The sequence below is a fragment of the Dactylosporangium sp. McL0621 genome, assembly GCF_049995355.1.
In the GTDB taxonomy this organism is placed as follows: domain Bacteria; phylum Actinomycetota; class Actinomycetes; order Mycobacteriales; family Micromonosporaceae; genus Dactylosporangium.
In genome coordinates this window covers 4,191,513-4,204,402 of sequence record NZ_CP188259.1, presented here as the reverse complement: position 1 = coordinate 4,204,402, position 12,890 = coordinate 4,191,513, and the positions used below count along the sequence as shown (strand labels likewise).

The window sequence follows — 12,890 nt, the reverse complement described above, 5'->3', positions numbered from 1 at the left end:
CGCGGAAGCGGGCGTGCGGTGGCCTCGATCGGTTTGTTCCAGCTCGTGCTGATGCTGCTCGTCCTGCTCCTGATCCTGGTGCCGATCCTGGTGGTGCGGCGCCGCGCCAAGGCCCGGCGCGCGAGTCCGGCGAGGCCGTCGCCGCCGCGGCCCTCGTTCCCCCCGGCCGCGCCGGCCTCCGCCGCGCCGGTCGCCGCGACGCCGGTCTCGCCCGCGCCTTACTCCGGGCCGGCGACGCCCATCTCCGGGCCGGCGACGCCCATCTCCGCCCCACCGGTGGCCGCGCCGGTGTCACCCGCGGCCGTGCGTTTCCCCGATCCGGCGATGCCCGCCGGCCGCGGCGCGCATCTCGGCATCGACTTCGGGACCTCGAACACCGTCGCCGTCCTGCGCACCGCCGACGGCCGGCACCTTCCCCTGCTGTTCGACGGCTCCCCGGTGCTGCCCTCCGCGGTCTTCGCCGCCGACGACGGCCGCCTCGCCGTCGGGCGCGACGCGCTGCACCTCGCCCGCACCGCCCCCGAGCGGCTCGAGCCGGCGCCGAAGCGCTGCATCGACGACGGCCACCTGCTGCTCGGCGGCGACGAGCACGCCGTGCCCGCCGTGATCGGCGCCGTCCTGGCCCGCGTGCTCACCGAGGCGCGCCGCACGCTCGACGGCGCGACCCCCGCGGTGACCGTCACGCACCCGGCGGCGTGGGGCCCGGCCCGGCGCGAGACGCTGCTGGCCGCCGCCGAACGCGCCGGGGTCGCGGCCGCCGAGCTGCTGCCGGAGCCCGTCGCCGCGGCCCGGTTCCTGACCCGGCTGCACGGCACGGTGGTGGCGCCCGGCGGCGCGATCGCGGTGTACGACTTCGGCGCCGGCACCTTCGACGCGACCGTGCTCGTCCACCGCGGCGGGCGCTTCGACGTCGCCGCGACCGAGGGCCTCGGCGACACCGGCGGCCGCGACATCGACGCGGCGCTGCTGGATGAGGTCGCCCGCGTGTACGCCGCTCGCGACGCCGCGACCTGGCAGCGCCTCGAGCGCCCGGCGACCGCCGCCGACCGCCGCGCCCGCTGGACATTGCTCGACGACGTGCGCAACGCGAAGGAAATGCTCTCGCGCGCCTCCTCCACGCTGCTGTACGTCCCGCTCTTCGACGACGAACTGCTGCTCGCCCGCGAGCAGCTCGAGGCCGTGGCCGCCCCGATCGTCGAGCGCACGGTGGCCGCAACCAAGTCGGCGCTGTGGACGGCCGGGCCCGCCGCGAGTACCGTCGCCGCGGTGTTCCTGGTCGGCGGAGCGAGCCGGCTGCCTCTGGCCACGACCGCCCTGCACCGCGCGATCGGCGTCACCCCGACCACGCTGGAGCGGCCCGAGACCGTCGTCGCCGAGGGCGCCGCGGCCTGAGCGGGAACGCCGGGGTCCAGCCGGCCGGGGTGCAACACAGCGCTACCCGCTGAACCGCCCGGCGGTCGCGCCCTCGAGCCGACCGGCCGGGAGCCGCCGCCCGCAGATCGCCAGCAGCAGGTCCTGCGCCGCGCCCCGCACGGGCTCGCCGGTGCCGTGCCGCCAGTCGAGATCGGTGGCCTCCAGCCGAAGCCCCTGCAGGTCCACGCCGAAGAACGCGATGTTGCGCGGCTGCAGGCCGCCGAGCACCAGCGCGATCCGGTCGAGCGGCACCCGCCGGCCCAGGCCGAGCCCGGCGGTGATGTCCAGGCCGTGGATGACCTCGTGCGACAGCGCGCCGACCGGCCCGCCGCCGGGCGGGGTCCACGGGTTCCCGGCGTTGTCGCGCACCGCCGCCAGCAGCTCGCCGGCGCTCATCCGGGCCGCGTCGCGCCGGGCGGTGCGGTCGGCCATGCGGTTGAAGCTCCCGCCCGCCCGGGCCAGTTCGAGCAGCGTGCGCGGCACCGAGGTACGGAACGGCTGGGTGGTATGCGCGACCACCTCCCGCACCCGCCAGCCCGCGCACAGCGTCGGCGCGTCCCACTGCTGCGAGGTCAGCCCGGCCAGCACCTCGGCGAGGTCGGCGCGCTCCCCCGCGGTCGCCGCCCGGATGTCGTCCTCGGTCACGTACAGCTCCTTCCGTCGGGATGTCCCGGTGGAGATACGGGCCGGGCGCGGCAGACTCATCGGGTGGTGCTTGACGAATTTCGGGTGGAGCTGACGGGGTACTGCTACCGCATGCTCGGCTCCGGCTTCGAGGCCGAGGACGCCGTGCAGGAGACCCTCGTGCGGGCGTGGCGCGCGGCCGACCGCTACGACGAGCGGCGCGGGTCCGTGCGCACGTGGCTGTACCGCATCGCCACGAACGTCTGTGTCGACATGCTGCGCAGCGCCCAGCGCCGCGCCCTCGCGATGGACCTCACCGCGCCGGCGCGCGCCGGCGACGCCCTCGGCCCGGCGCTGGCCGACGGGGTGTGGGTACACCCGATCCCCGACGCCCGCGCCCTGCCGGAGGACCTCGTCGTGCGGCGCGAGACGATCCGGCTGGCGTTCGTGGCGGCGCTGCAGCACCTGCCGCCCCGCCAGCGCGCCGTGCTCATCCTGCGCGACGTGCTGTGCTGGAGCGCCGAGGAGGTCGCCGGGCTGCTGGAGTCGAGCACGGCGTCGGTGAACAGCGCCCTGCAGCGGGCCCGGGCGACCCTGCGCGCGCACGCCCCCGCACCCGGCGACCCGTGGCGGCCGTCCGACACGGCCCAGCGCGAGCTGCTCGACCGGTACTGCACCGCCTTCGAGCGCCACGACATCGACGCGCTCGTCGCCCTGCTGCACGAGGACGCGACCATGTCGATGCCCCCGTTCGCGTGGTGGCTGCGCGGCCGCGCCGACATCCGCCGCGCCCTGCTGGACCCGGAGGCCGCGTGCGCGGGCGCGCGCCTGGTGCCGGTTCGCGCGAACGGCTCCCCCGCGTTCTGGCAGACCCGCCCGGGCCCGGACGGCACCCACACCCTGTTCGCGCTGGTCATCCTGGACGTGGTGGACGACGCGATCGCGGGCATCGTCACCTACCTGGACGCGCCCCGCCTGCGCCCCCTGTTTCCGTGACGACCTCGACGTCAAGCTCCGGCCACCCGGCGCGGATCAGCGCCGCCAGCTGCGGCAGCGGCCCCGGCGCCGACTTGAACGTGACCGTCGTGCCCGTGCTCCCGTCCCCGGGCACGGCGAGCAGCTCGCCGGCCGGGATCCCGAAGTGGTACCGCTGACTCCACGCCCCCTCCCGGCGCCGGTTGGTGTGCACGAGCCACTCGCTGAGCGCCGCGACGACGGAGATCCCCCGGCGCGGATGCCCGTCCGGGAGCCGCTGCGCCTCGGGGTGGTCGAAGAACCGCAGGTCCGGCGTGCCCATGACGGGCTTGCGAACGGCCCGCCCACGCTCGTCGACCCGCGTGTCGGTGCCCCGCCCGTCGTCCACAATGGACACCGACCCGTCGCGGTGCCGGGTGACCCGGCACCATCCGGCCTCATCCGCGGCGTAGGCGACGACCTCGAGGACGAGGTGCACCAACCCTCCGGGCGCGTACTCCTCCGGCCGCGCCCGGACGGCCGCGAGGTGCCCGGCGTCGACGTCGCGCTCCCAGGCGTGCGTCACACGGCCGCCCGCACGGCGAGGGCCGCGGGCGGCATCAGCACCACGCCCGCAACGCCGCGGCCGCCCAGTCCAGCGCCGTCGAGGTCGGGGCCCGCGCTGCGCCGCTTCGGGTTCGGCTCGAACCGGGTCGGGTCCAGGCGCGCGCCGCGTTCGGCGTCGCGGCCGGTCTGCAGGCCGCCGGCGTCGTCGGCGAGGATCGCGGAGGGCAGTAGCGGGGAGGCGTCGAACAGCAGCGGTTCGTACCGCTCCCCGCCCAGGTGCAGCACCGCTACGGTGTGCGAGCTGCCGAAGTCGATGCCCAGCCGGGCGCCGCGACCCACCATGGTAGTCGACGGTAGAGGGACGGCGGCCGGACTCGGATCGCCCGATCGGTCACGAGACCCCGGACGACGCCACGACAACCGGCCGGGCCGCGGTATCGGCGTCGGCATCGGCATCGGCATCGGCATCGGACTCTGCTTCGCCACGATCCCCGCCGTTGCCCTCGGCGACGCGAAACCCGACGAAGCCGGCAGCGCCGGCGGCTCGCTCAGCTCCATCCAGCAGCTCGCCTCGGCCGCGGTCACCTCGATCTTCTTCCACGCCGCCGCCTCCGGACTGGCCCATGCGATGAAGGTCAGTCTCATCGTCGTCCTGGCCGTCACCGTCCTGAGCCTCCCGATCGTCGCCCTGATGCCCCGCACGGCACCGCCAGAACCCCGGCAGTGAGCAACCGGCCGGCGTGGACGAGCGTGTCAATGCAGGCCTTGAACTAAGTCGCATATTGACGCCGGCCCGCGCGACGAATAGCCTCCGATGGATCTGTTAAGTAACCTCACAAATCCGCCTGGGGAGGTAAGCAGATGCGCAGACTCAGGTCGTTGGCGTCCGCCGCGCTGATGGCGACGATCGCCGCGACCGGCCTGATCGTGGTGGCGTCACCCGGCGCCGCGCAGGCCGCGGTCGTGTGGAACGAGGACTTCAGCGGGGCGTCCGGGCAGGGCGTCGACGGGTCGAAGTGGAACTTCGACACCGGCGGCGGCGGCTTCGGCAACTCCGAGCTGGAGTACTACAACAGCGGCACCAGCAACGTGTACCAGGACGGCCAGGGGCACCTGGTGATCGAGGCCCGGCGCGAGAGCGGCGGGCACAGCTGCTGGTACGGCACGTGCCAGTGGACGTCCGGGCGCATCCAGACCGCGGGGAAGTTCACCCAGCAGTACGGTCGCATCGAGGCCCGGATCCAGGTGCCGAAGGGCAACGGGCTGTGGCCCGCGTTCTGGATGCTCGGCGGCAGCAACTGGCCGGGCGACGGCGAGATCGACATCATGGAGAACGTCGGCCGGGACCCGAACACGGTCTACGGCACGATCCACGGCCCCGGGTACTCCGGCGGCAACGCGGTCGGCGGCACGCGCAACATCGGCCAGCCGCTCGGCAACGCGTACCACACGTTCGCCGTCGACTGGTCGCCGAACCTGATCGTCTGGACGATCGACGGCTCGGAGTACTTCCGGGCCACCCCGGCCAGCACCCGCGGCAACCCGTGGGTGTACGACCACCCGTTCTTCATCATCCTCAATCTGGCCGTCGGCGGGAGTTTCCCCGGCAGCCCGGACGGCAGCACCCCGTCGGTGAACCGCATGCTCGTCGACTACGTGCACGTGAGCACCACGGGCACCCCGCCGGCGGGCGGCACCAGCGCGCTGCGCGGCAACGAGAGCGGCCGCTGCATCGACATCCCGTCGGCGAACCCGGTGGACGGGGCGCGGCTGCAGGTGTGGGACTGCAACGGCACCGGCGCCCAGCAGTGGACGATCGGCTCGGACGGCACCGTCCGGGCGCTGGGCAAGTGCATGGACGCGGCCGCCGCCGGCACCGCGAACGGCACGGCGGTCCAGCTGTACACGTGCAACGGTACCGCCGCCCAGCGCTTCACCCTGTCCGCCGCGGGCGACCTGGTGAACGTCAACGCGAACAAGTGCGTCGACGTCGCCGGGCACGGCACCGCCAACGGCTCGCAGCTGCAGCTGTGGGACTGCACCGGCGGGGCCAACCAGAAGTGGACCCGCGTCTGAAATTCCCGTTGTACAGGGCCCCGGCCGCAACCGGGGCCCTGTACAAAGGCTCTATGACGACGCTCGATGCACTCGAGGGCCTGCACGGGGCCGTGGCGGTCCGCGACGGCGAGACGCTGCTGGAGCACTACGGGTCCGGCCCCGACACCCGGTGGGCGCAGGCCCTCGGCGACATCGACTTCGGGCCAGAGACCCTGCACGACATCCGGTCGGTCACCAAGAGCGTGACGGCGCTGCTGTACGGCATCGCGCTGGGCGAGGGCAAGGTGCCCGCCCCGTCCGAGCCACTGCTGCGGTACTTCCCGCAGTACCCGGACCTCGCCGCCGACCCCGAGCGCGCCCGGCTCACCGTCGAGCACGCCCTCACCATGTCCCTCGGCCTCGAGTGGCGCGAGGACGTGCCCTACACGACCGTGGACAACTCCGAGGTCGCGATGGAGTTCGCGCCCGACCGGTACCGCTACATCCTCGAGCGCCCCGTCACCGCGCCGCCCGGCGCCGCCTGGTCCTACTGCGGTGGCGCGACGGCGCTGCTCGGCCACCTGATCGCCGAGGGCACCGGCACGGCCCTGCCCGAGTACGCGCGCACGAGGCTCTTCGAGCCGCTCGGCGTCGAGCACTTCGAGTGGATCATCGGCCGCGACGGCGTCCCGTCGGCCGCGTCGGGCCTGCGCCTGACCCCGCGCGCCCTGGCCCGCGTCGGCGAGCTGCTGCTCGACGCCGGCGCCGGCATCGTCCCTGAGCCGTGGGTGCACGAGGTGATGCGGCCGCGCCTGCGGACCGACTGGGGCCACGACTACGGCTACCAGTGGTACCTGGGCGAGTTCGACGGTCACCGCGAGTGGGCCGCCATGGGCAACGGCGGCCAGCGCCTCTACGTCCTGCCGGACCTGCGCCTGGTCGTCGCCGTGACGGCCGGCAACTACGACGGCGACGAGCAGTGGAAGACCCCCGACGCCGTGCTGCGGGAGTTCGTGCTGCCGAAACTGGCCTGACCGGACCGTCCATTTTCGCCCGTCCCGTTCGTCGTATTTCGTAGGAGCACGACTTCGCAGGAGGAGGGGAACGATGACGCTGCCCGAGATCGTCTCGCGGGAGGAGTGGCTCGCCGCGCGGCAGGCGCTGCTCGAGCGCGAGAAGGAGGCCCGGCGGGAGCAGGACCGCATCAACGCCGAGCGGCGGCGGCTGCCGATGGTCCGCATCGACAAGCCGTACCGGTTCCACGGCGCGGACGGCCCGGCCGGGCTCGCCGACCTGTTCGCGGGGCGGCCGCAGCTGATCGTGCAGCACGTCATGTTCGACCCGGACTGGGACGCGGCCTGCCCGAGCTGCACGGCGGGCATCGACGAGATGGCCCCCGCGCTCCTCGAGCACCTCGCCGCCCGCGCCACCACCTTCGTGCTGGTGTCGCGGGCGCCGTACGAGAAGCTCGCCGCCTACGCCGCGGCGCGGGGCTGGGAGATCCCGTGGTACTCGTCCCACGGCGACGACTTCAACTTCGACTTCGACGTGTCCTTCGACGAGTCGGTGAAGCCGCCGGTGTACAACTACCGGGCGCTGCCCGTGATCCCCTCCCCGGAGCTGCCCGGGTTCAGCTGCTTCCTGGCCGACGGGGACGCGGTCTTCCACACCTACTCGACGTTCGCCCGCGGCACCGACTTCGGCGGCGCCTACGCGCTGCTGGACCTGACGGCGCTCGGGCGGCAGGAGGAGTGGGAGGAGCCCAAGGGCCGCGCCGAGCACGCGCGGGCCGCGGTGCCCGACTTCGCGGTGTGAGGTCACCCCACCGCGCGGAGGGGCCAGGTCGACGGGTCGTCGAGGTTCGCGCTCGGGGTCAGGCGCAGGGTGTACCAGGTCGCCTCCGCGGGCGTGAACCAGGTCGCGTGCGACTCGAAGTCGGTCAGGTAGAGCTCGTAGCCACCGAAGTCGGGGATCCACAGGCCGTCGCCGAACTGGCCGGCCTCGGCGCGCCACTGGGCGGGGCGGCCGGCGATGGTGCGGTCGGCGGCGAAGGAGCTCGTCTCCGTCCTGGGCCGGCCGTCGGCCCAGATGAGGATGATCTTACCGTCGGCGCGCTCGACCGTCAGGCCCGAGTACACCCACACGTTCTTCGGTCCGGGGCCGCCGCGGCGGATCGCGGTCTGGCACTCCGACCAGTGCGCGCCCTCGGGCAGCTCGGCGAGGCGCAGCGGCATCACGCAGCGCTGCACCGCGTCGAGCCGCACCGCCCGGGCGACCTCGGGCAGCAGGTCGCGGTCGTCCCAGTCCAGCGCCGACAGGCCGTCGACGCCGCCGAGCCGCCACTGCACCGCCCGGGTCGAGCCGGCGTTGGCGAACACCCAGCCCTTGACCGTGTCGGGGTCGCTGCCCAGCTTGATGGCGACGACCGGCCGGAAGTCCGCGTCCATGCCGGTGAACTGCTCGTAGCCCTCGCCCGACACCCACTCGGTCATCGCGATCCGGCTCGCGAGGTTGCCCGGCAGCTTGGCCAGGTCGACGTCGAAGTGCAGCAGGGCGCGGTCGCTGCCGATGCCGCCGGGCGGCGCCGCGGTCTCGGCGGGCAGGGTCGTGCGGCCGGGCGCCGGGGCGGTCTGCCCCGACACCGCGATCGCGGCGATGGCGACAATGCAAACGGCGGCGGCGGTACCGGTGAGCCGGCGTCGGCGCCGGACAGTCCGCGCGCGGCGGGCGGCCCGCTCACCGAGATCGGCGGCCGCCCGGGTGTGCGCGGCCCGCTCGGCCAGCGTCGCCCTGACCCGGCTCTCGAGGTCCGTCATCGGTGTCGCTCCCCTCGTAGTCGTCGCGCAGGCGGCCGAGCGCGCGCATCGCATGTGTGCGCACCGTGACCGCGCTGCAGTCGAGAATCCGCGCGATCGTGGCGTCGTCGAGGTCCTCGTAGTACCGCAGCACGACCACGGCCCGCTGCTGTTGTGGCAGCGCGCGAATGAGCCGCCACAGCGCGTCGCGCTCGGCCGCCTCCGCGTCGAGCTCGCCCGGCACCGCCACCTCTTCGCTCACCGTGACCACGAGCTCACGGTTGCGCCGGCGGCGCCACCACGAGCGCGAGCCGTTGAGCACGAGCCGGCGCAGGTAGACGTCCGGGTCGTCGCCGCGGCGGATGTGGGCCCAGCGCAGGTACGCCTTGGTCAGCGCCTCCTGCACCAGGTCCTCGGCGCGGTGCTCGTCGCCGGTCAGCAGCGCCGCGAAGCGCACGAGCGCCTGCCCCCGGGCCGCGACGTACTCCTCGAACGTCACACCAGACAGAGTCCCCGCCGGGGCCGCCGCGTTGACCGCCGATCGGGCAAACTTTGGCGCGTGGAGCACGTGACGTACCCGAAGATCCCCGCCGTGCTGGCCGGCGCGTCCTCGGCCGGGCCCTGGATCGCCACCGAGAAGATCCACGGCGCGCAGCTGACCATCGCGTACGACGGCGCCGCCCTGCGGGTCGGCAAGCGCAAGGCGTGGCTGCGCGACGACGAGCCCTTCTTCGGCTGGCAGCTGCTGCGCGCCACCCTCGAACGGACCGCCCGCGCCGCGCTCGGGCGCGGGGGCGCGTCGGTGCGCCTCTACGGCGAGCTCTACGGCGGGCATTACCCCGGTGCCGCGGCGGTGCCCGGGGCGAGCCCGGTGCAGACCGGCGTCTGGTACGCCCCCGGCATCCGGTTCGCACTGTTCGACGTGCTCACCGACGACGGGCCGGTGTGGCTGTACGCCGACGTCGCCGCGGTCGCCGCCGAGGGGGGCGCGGACGTCGTGCCGCTGCTCGCCCGGGGCACCAGGTCCACTGTGGACGCCGTGCCGATCCGATTCCCGACCCGGGTGCCGGCACTGCTCGGCCTGCCGCCGCTGGACGGCAACCTCGCCGAGGGGGTCGTGCTGCGCCCCGACGCCCGCCGGCCGCTGGCGTCCCGGCCGGCCCTCAAGCGGAAGATCCCCGAGTTCGACGAGGCGCGCTTCGGCGAGGCCCGGCCGTGGGACCCGCACCTGTCCCCCGCGGCCGCCGGCCCCCTCGCGGCGACGCTCGTCAACCCGGCGCGGGTGGCGAGCGCCCGCTCCAAGGTGGGCCCGGACGACGCCGCGGCGCTGGAGGAGGAGCTGGTCCTGGACGTGCTCGTCGACCTGGTGGACGCGTTCCCGGCACTGCCGGCCCGCGACGACCTGGAGGCCGTCGTGCGGGCCGCGGTGGTGGCACGTTTCCGGGATTCGACGGCCGGCGAAGCTCCGTAACGTATTCCTCAACAGCGACAACGACATCCCAGGGGGATACCGATGAGCGACATCGACACCTACGACGGCGGGCACGACGGCGGCGACGTGGACTACGGCCACTACGAGGCCGGCCAGGAGCACGGCGCCCTGGACCAGCTGCACCAGGCCCACGGCTCGGAGCACGACGCGCACAGCCAGTTCGGCGTGTACGAGAACGACCACCACGCGGCGGAGGCCACGAACTTCGCGCAGGGCCACCACCAGGAGTTCGACCAGCCGGGCGTCGTGCACGCCGAGTCGGACGACTACACCAACTACAACCACAACGCGTCCGAGGACGACCACGTCTTCGCCGCCGAGGGCTCCCAGGACTCGCACCAGGCCGAGTTCGGCGAGCTCGACGCCCTGTCGCAGCGCTTCGACGCCGCGTTCGCCGAGGGCACCCAGTACCACGGCGGCGAGGGTCAGTACGGCGTCGCGGCCAACTGATCGCCTCCCCCTGGCTCAAGGCCGGTCACCCTCGGGTGACCGGCCTTCGCCGTGTTTCAAGCAGGGACGTGCAACAGGTCCCCGCCGCGCGACCGGGCGGCCACGAGCACGGCCAGGATCACCAGGTCGGCCAGGCCGAGGATGACGCCGAGCGCGGCGAACCCGCGCCCGCGCCGCCCGTTCGCCGGCCGCCGTAGCGCCCACAGCCCGAGCACGACCGCGAACGGCCCGAATACGACGTTGAAGAAGAACAGGCCCGCCACCCCGAGCACCAGCGACGCCACGATGCGGTCATCGGGCCGGCGCCGCGTCACGGCCGGTTCCGCCATGGTGTGCCCCCTCACCGGTCACGCAGCCGGCGCAGCGGCCACCGCCGGGCGACCAGCAGTACGGCGCCCGCGAGCGCGACGCCCAGCAGCATGAGCAGCGGCTGCCCGGTCAGCGCGGCCGGCCCGACGACGAGCAGCGCGACGAGCACCGCCCCAACGAGCAAGGCCATCGGTCACCCCTTTCAGTGGACAGTTGTTCACTCAGTTGTACACGATTTCGGTGCACGGGTGTTTACTGAGTGATGTGCCCCATACCCGGCAGGAGCAGAAGGCCCAGACCCGCCAGTCGCTGCTCGACACCGCCCTGCGCCTGCTCGAGCACCGCAGCCTCGACAGCCTCGGCCTGCGCGAGATCACCCGCGAGGTCGGCATCGTGCCCACCGCCTTCTACCGCCACTTCCCCGACGTGCCGAGCCTGGGCGTGGCGCTGGTCGAACAGTGCCTGGGCGGCCTGCGCACGGCCGTACGCTCCGTTCGCGACGGCATCGCCGACAGCGACGCGGTGATCGGCCGCTCCCTGTCGGTGCTTGTCGCGCAGCTGCACGAGCGCCGGGAACAGTTCCGGTTCATCGCCCGCGAGCGGTACGGCGGCGTCGCCGACGTCCGCCGTGCGATCCGCGAGCAGCTCGACCTGTCGGCGGCGGAGCTGGCCACCGACCTGCTGACCCGGCGCCTGCCCCACGCGGCCGCGCTGGAGCGCTGGGACGCCCAGGACCTGCGGATGCTGGCGGGCCTGCTCGTCGACCACATGGTGCAGACGGCCGCGGCGCTGCTCGAGCTGCCCCCGTCCGACGCGGCCGCCGAGGCGGACGTGCTGGACCTGGCCGGGCGGCAGCTGCGCCTCATCGCCCTGGGCAGCCGCCACTGGGCGACCGGGTCCGCGCCCGGACGGTAGGGTCGCGGCGTGGGCTGGCGCGACGCCCTGGACTGGCGGCCGCTGCCGCCCGATGCCTGACCGGATTTTTTCCGGGCGCGGTAAATGGATCGCGTACTTCAGCGTCTTCGCCGTGCCCAAGGGCGAGGGTTACGCCAAGGCCGCCCAGTTCCTGGTACCCAAGGACGCCCAGATGAACTGCCGGACCATCGCCTGACCCGGGCCGCACGGCCGGGGCCCGGACCACGACCCCGTGGTTCGGGCTCCGGCCGTTTCAGTCGAGCTTGCGCCGGGGCGTTTCCCAGCGCATGACGAGCTCGGTGCGGCCGGTCGCGGTACGGCGGGCGGACCACGAGGCCTTGGGCGTGCGGGCGTTGCTTTCGGTCGTCATGACGGCTCCTCTCACTACGTTCTGACCATCGGTTGGTCAGCTGAAGTCATCATGCCGTTAACCTCCGGTTCAACTCCTTCGCCTAGTTGACACAGCGCCCGTGAGCCCACCCACACGCGGACGGCGCAGACTGGTGCCCGATGAGCTTCAGCGCGTTCGCCAACCACGTCCGCAACCCCGCGCACCCGCACCGGCGGCGCGTGTCGGCCCTTCGCTCCTGCGTCCAGCTGTACCGGCCGATCGGCTTCGAGGCCGGCCTGAGCTACCTGCGCGAGGTCGCCGGCCAGTACGACGCCGACGAGGCGGCCCTGCTGCGCGCGCTCGACGCCCTGGCCGCCAGCCGCCGGGGATGGCACGAGCACCAGCGCCGCTACGACGCCGAGCGGCGGGCGGCCAAGCTCCTCGGCGGGCGCCGCCCGCGCCGGTCCGTGCCGAACCCGTACCTCGGCCCGGCGGTCTGGTACGGCGCCGCCCGCCCGGCCGCCCGGCACGCCGTGGCCTTCTGGCAGCGCCGCCGCCTGCCCGCCCTCGTGGCGACCCACGACCCGCTCGCGGCCCGGCTGGGCGTCCTCGCGGAGACCTGCCGGGTCAGCGGCGGCGAACTGTCCTCGTCGGCCCGCGACGGCCTCACCGCGACGGCGGACGCGCTGCGGGCACGCCTCGGATCCGGGCTCTACGCCGACGACGTGGTCGCGTACTTCCGGACCCGGGACCTGCTGTCCCTGGTACACCTGCTGCGCACGGCAACTCAGGAGTAGGCGAAGAACCGCGTGTGGTCCAGCATGTCCCGCGGCGTCACGTCGTTGCAGGGCGGCATCGGCTCGTCCAGCGCGACGACGTTGCGCGTCCGGGCCGCCGGCAGGTAACCGGCGGCGGGGTGGGCCGCCCGCCACCGCGCCCACAGGCTGTCGACGAAGCAGTGGTGAGCCAGTGGAATGCCGGTTCTATCCACGCCCCCTCAACG

The 12,890-nt window shown here is 73.9% G+C and carries 19 protein-coding genes; 11 read left to right on the top strand and 8 right to left on the bottom strand.

Translation table 11 applies throughout. The features are described 5' to 3' along the window. Positions 1–18 precede the first annotated feature (18 nt). Positions 19–1,392: an Hsp70 family protein gene (locus ACPPVO_RS19920; protein ID WP_426512698.1), complete on the top strand. Its 1,374-nt coding sequence runs from the start codon at positions 19–21 to the stop codon at positions 1,390–1,392. Between the two features lie 42 nt (positions 1,393–1,434). Here ACPPVO_RS19920 and ACPPVO_RS19915 read toward each other — a convergent pair whose 3' ends face one another. Continuing rightward, positions 1,435–2,058, bottom strand: a complete 624-nt coding sequence (locus tag ACPPVO_RS19915; RefSeq protein ID WP_426512697.1) for a maleylpyruvate isomerase family mycothiol-dependent enzyme — start codon at positions 2,056–2,058, stop codon at positions 1,435–1,437. Positions 2,059–2,121: 63 nt separating this feature from the next. Between ACPPVO_RS19915 and ACPPVO_RS19910 the strand changes: the two genes are divergently transcribed. Beyond that, positions 2,122–3,033 carry a sigma-70 family RNA polymerase sigma factor gene (locus ACPPVO_RS19910; protein WP_426512696.1) on the top strand — a complete coding sequence of 304 codons (912 nt, stop codon included), beginning with the start codon at positions 2,122–2,124 and terminating at the stop codon, positions 3,031–3,033. Here ACPPVO_RS19910 and ACPPVO_RS19905 read toward each other — a convergent pair. Beyond that, complete coding sequence (locus tag ACPPVO_RS19905) at positions 2,990–3,577, bottom strand: hypothetical protein (RefSeq protein ID WP_426512695.1); 588 nt, start codon at positions 3,575–3,577, stop codon at positions 2,990–2,992. The two genes, ACPPVO_RS19910 and ACPPVO_RS19905, sit on opposite strands and share 44 nt — an antisense overlap. Next, positions 3,574–3,900, bottom strand: a complete 327-nt coding sequence (locus ACPPVO_RS19900) for a hypothetical protein (protein WP_426512694.1) — start codon at positions 3,898–3,900, stop codon at positions 3,574–3,576. Before ACPPVO_RS19900 ends, ACPPVO_RS19905 begins: the two co-directional genes overlap by 4 nt. On the opposite strand from ACPPVO_RS19900, the gene ACPPVO_RS19895 reads away from it, so the two are divergent. From ACPPVO_RS19895 to ACPPVO_RS19880, 4 genes are all read left to right on the top strand, one after another. Beyond that, the gene (locus ACPPVO_RS19895; RefSeq protein WP_426512693.1) at positions 3,899–4,285 is read left to right on the top strand and encodes a hypothetical protein; all 387 of its coding nucleotides are present in this window, start codon (positions 3,899–3,901) and stop codon (positions 4,283–4,285) included. The two genes, ACPPVO_RS19900 and ACPPVO_RS19895, sit on opposite strands and share 2 nt — an antisense overlap. Before the next feature lie 134 nt (positions 4,286–4,419). Next, positions 4,420–5,634: a ricin-type beta-trefoil lectin domain protein gene (locus tag ACPPVO_RS19890; RefSeq protein ID WP_426512692.1), complete on the top strand. Its 1,215-nt coding sequence runs from the start codon at positions 4,420–4,422 to the stop codon at positions 5,632–5,634. 53 nt (positions 5,635–5,687) lie between these two features. Beyond that, on the top strand, positions 5,688–6,629 hold the full coding sequence (locus ACPPVO_RS19885; RefSeq protein ID WP_426512691.1) for a serine hydrolase domain-containing protein: 942 nt from the start codon (positions 5,688–5,690) through the stop codon (positions 6,627–6,629). A 73-nt stretch (positions 6,630–6,702) separates the two neighbouring features. Continuing rightward, a complete protein-coding gene (locus ACPPVO_RS19880) occupies positions 6,703–7,410 on the top strand; it encodes a DUF899 domain-containing protein (protein WP_426512690.1) in 708 nt (235 codons plus the stop codon). A gap of 2 nt (positions 7,411–7,412) precedes the next feature. Here ACPPVO_RS19880 and ACPPVO_RS19875 read toward each other — a convergent pair whose 3' ends face one another. Continuing rightward, positions 7,413–8,411, bottom strand: coding sequence for a hypothetical protein (locus tag ACPPVO_RS19875; protein ID WP_426512689.1), 999 nt, complete (start codon positions 8,409–8,411; stop codon positions 7,413–7,415). Continuing rightward, positions 8,332–8,889, bottom strand: coding sequence for a SigE family RNA polymerase sigma factor (locus tag ACPPVO_RS19870; RefSeq protein WP_426512688.1), 558 nt, complete (start codon positions 8,887–8,889; stop codon positions 8,332–8,334). Before ACPPVO_RS19870 ends, ACPPVO_RS19875 begins: the two co-directional genes overlap by 80 nt. 60 nt (positions 8,890–8,949) lie before the next feature. On the opposite strand from ACPPVO_RS19870, the gene ACPPVO_RS19865 reads away from it, so the two are divergent. Together ACPPVO_RS19865 and ACPPVO_RS19860 are read left to right on the top strand one after the other, a co-directional pair. Then, entirely contained in the window at positions 8,950–9,861 is a 912-nt protein-coding gene (locus tag ACPPVO_RS19865; RefSeq protein ID WP_426512687.1) for an RNA ligase family protein, read from the top strand. Positions 9,862–9,903: 42 nt separating this feature from the next. Beyond that, entirely contained in the window at positions 9,904–10,332 is a 429-nt protein-coding gene (locus ACPPVO_RS19860; protein WP_426512686.1) for a hypothetical protein, read from the top strand. Between the two features lie 56 nt (positions 10,333–10,388). On the opposite strand, the gene ACPPVO_RS19855 is transcribed toward ACPPVO_RS19860, so the two are convergent. Beyond that, a complete protein-coding gene (locus ACPPVO_RS19855; protein WP_360394888.1) occupies positions 10,389–10,661 on the bottom strand; it encodes a DUF4190 domain-containing protein in 273 nt (90 codons plus the stop codon). An 11-nt stretch (positions 10,662–10,672) separates the two neighbouring features. Then, positions 10,673–10,831 (bottom strand): hypothetical protein, encoded by a 159-nt coding sequence (locus tag ACPPVO_RS19850; protein WP_360394886.1) that lies wholly within the window; start codon positions 10,829–10,831, stop codon positions 10,673–10,675. A gap of 74 nt (positions 10,832–10,905) precedes the next feature. Here ACPPVO_RS19850 and ACPPVO_RS19845 point away from each other — a divergent pair, with 74 nt between their 5' ends. The 3 genes from ACPPVO_RS19845 (at position 10,906) to ACPPVO_RS19835 (ending at position 12,684) form a co-directional block, all read left to right on the top strand. Continuing rightward, the gene (locus ACPPVO_RS19845) at positions 10,906–11,556 is read left to right on the top strand and encodes a TetR family transcriptional regulator (RefSeq protein ID WP_426512685.1); all 651 of its coding nucleotides are present in this window, start codon (positions 10,906–10,908) and stop codon (positions 11,554–11,556) included. Between the two features lie 52 nt (positions 11,557–11,608). After that, entirely contained in the window at positions 11,609–11,752 is a 144-nt protein-coding gene (locus ACPPVO_RS19840; protein WP_426512684.1) for a hypothetical protein, read from the top strand. A gap of 314 nt (positions 11,753–12,066) precedes the next feature. Beyond that, the gene (locus tag ACPPVO_RS19835; protein ID WP_426512683.1) at positions 12,067–12,684 is read left to right on the top strand and encodes a hypothetical protein; all 618 of its coding nucleotides are present in this window, start codon (positions 12,067–12,069) and stop codon (positions 12,682–12,684) included. On the opposite strand, the gene ACPPVO_RS19830 is transcribed toward ACPPVO_RS19835, so the two are convergent. Beyond that, positions 12,675–12,878 (bottom strand): hypothetical protein, encoded by a 204-nt coding sequence (locus tag ACPPVO_RS19830; protein ID WP_426512682.1) that lies wholly within the window; start codon positions 12,876–12,878, stop codon positions 12,675–12,677. The genes ACPPVO_RS19835 and ACPPVO_RS19830 overlap by 10 nt on opposite strands. Between the last annotated feature and the right edge of the window lie 12 nt (positions 12,879–12,890).

Excerpts from the sequence above, each read along its gene's own strand:
- ACPPVO_RS19855 (WP_360394888.1), bottom strand. The coding sequence starts at position 10,661 with ATGGCGGAACCGGCCGTGACGCGGCGCCGGCCCGATGACCGCATCGTG.
- ACPPVO_RS19885 (WP_426512691.1), top strand. The coding sequence starts at position 5,688 with ATGACGACGCTCGATGCACTCGAGGGCCTGCACGGGGCCGTGGCGGTC.
- ACPPVO_RS19890 (WP_426512692.1), top strand. The coding sequence starts at position 4,420 with ATGCGCAGACTCAGGTCGTTGGCGTCCGCCGCGCTGATGGCGACGATC.
- ACPPVO_RS19850 (WP_360394886.1), bottom strand. The coding sequence starts at position 10,831 with ATGGCCTTGCTCGTTGGGGCGGTGCTCGTCGCGCTGCTCGTCGTCGGG.
- ACPPVO_RS19880 (WP_426512690.1), top strand. The coding sequence starts at position 6,703 with ATGACGCTGCCCGAGATCGTCTCGCGGGAGGAGTGGCTCGCCGCGCGG.
- ACPPVO_RS19900 (WP_426512694.1), bottom strand. The coding sequence starts at position 3,900 with ATGGTGGGTCGCGGCGCCCGGCTGGGCATCGACTTCGGCAGCTCGCAC.
- ACPPVO_RS19875 (WP_426512689.1), bottom strand. The coding sequence starts at position 8,411 with ATGACGGACCTCGAGAGCCGGGTCAGGGCGACGCTGGCCGAGCGGGCC.
- ACPPVO_RS19835 (WP_426512683.1), top strand. The coding sequence starts at position 12,067 with ATGAGCTTCAGCGCGTTCGCCAACCACGTCCGCAACCCCGCGCACCCG.
- ACPPVO_RS19840 (WP_426512684.1), top strand. The coding sequence starts at position 11,609 with ATGCCTGACCGGATTTTTTCCGGGCGCGGTAAATGGATCGCGTACTTC.
- ACPPVO_RS19895 (WP_426512693.1), top strand. The coding sequence starts at position 3,899 with ATGGTAGTCGACGGTAGAGGGACGGCGGCCGGACTCGGATCGCCCGAT.
- ACPPVO_RS19860 (WP_426512686.1), top strand. The coding sequence starts at position 9,904 with ATGAGCGACATCGACACCTACGACGGCGGGCACGACGGCGGCGACGTG.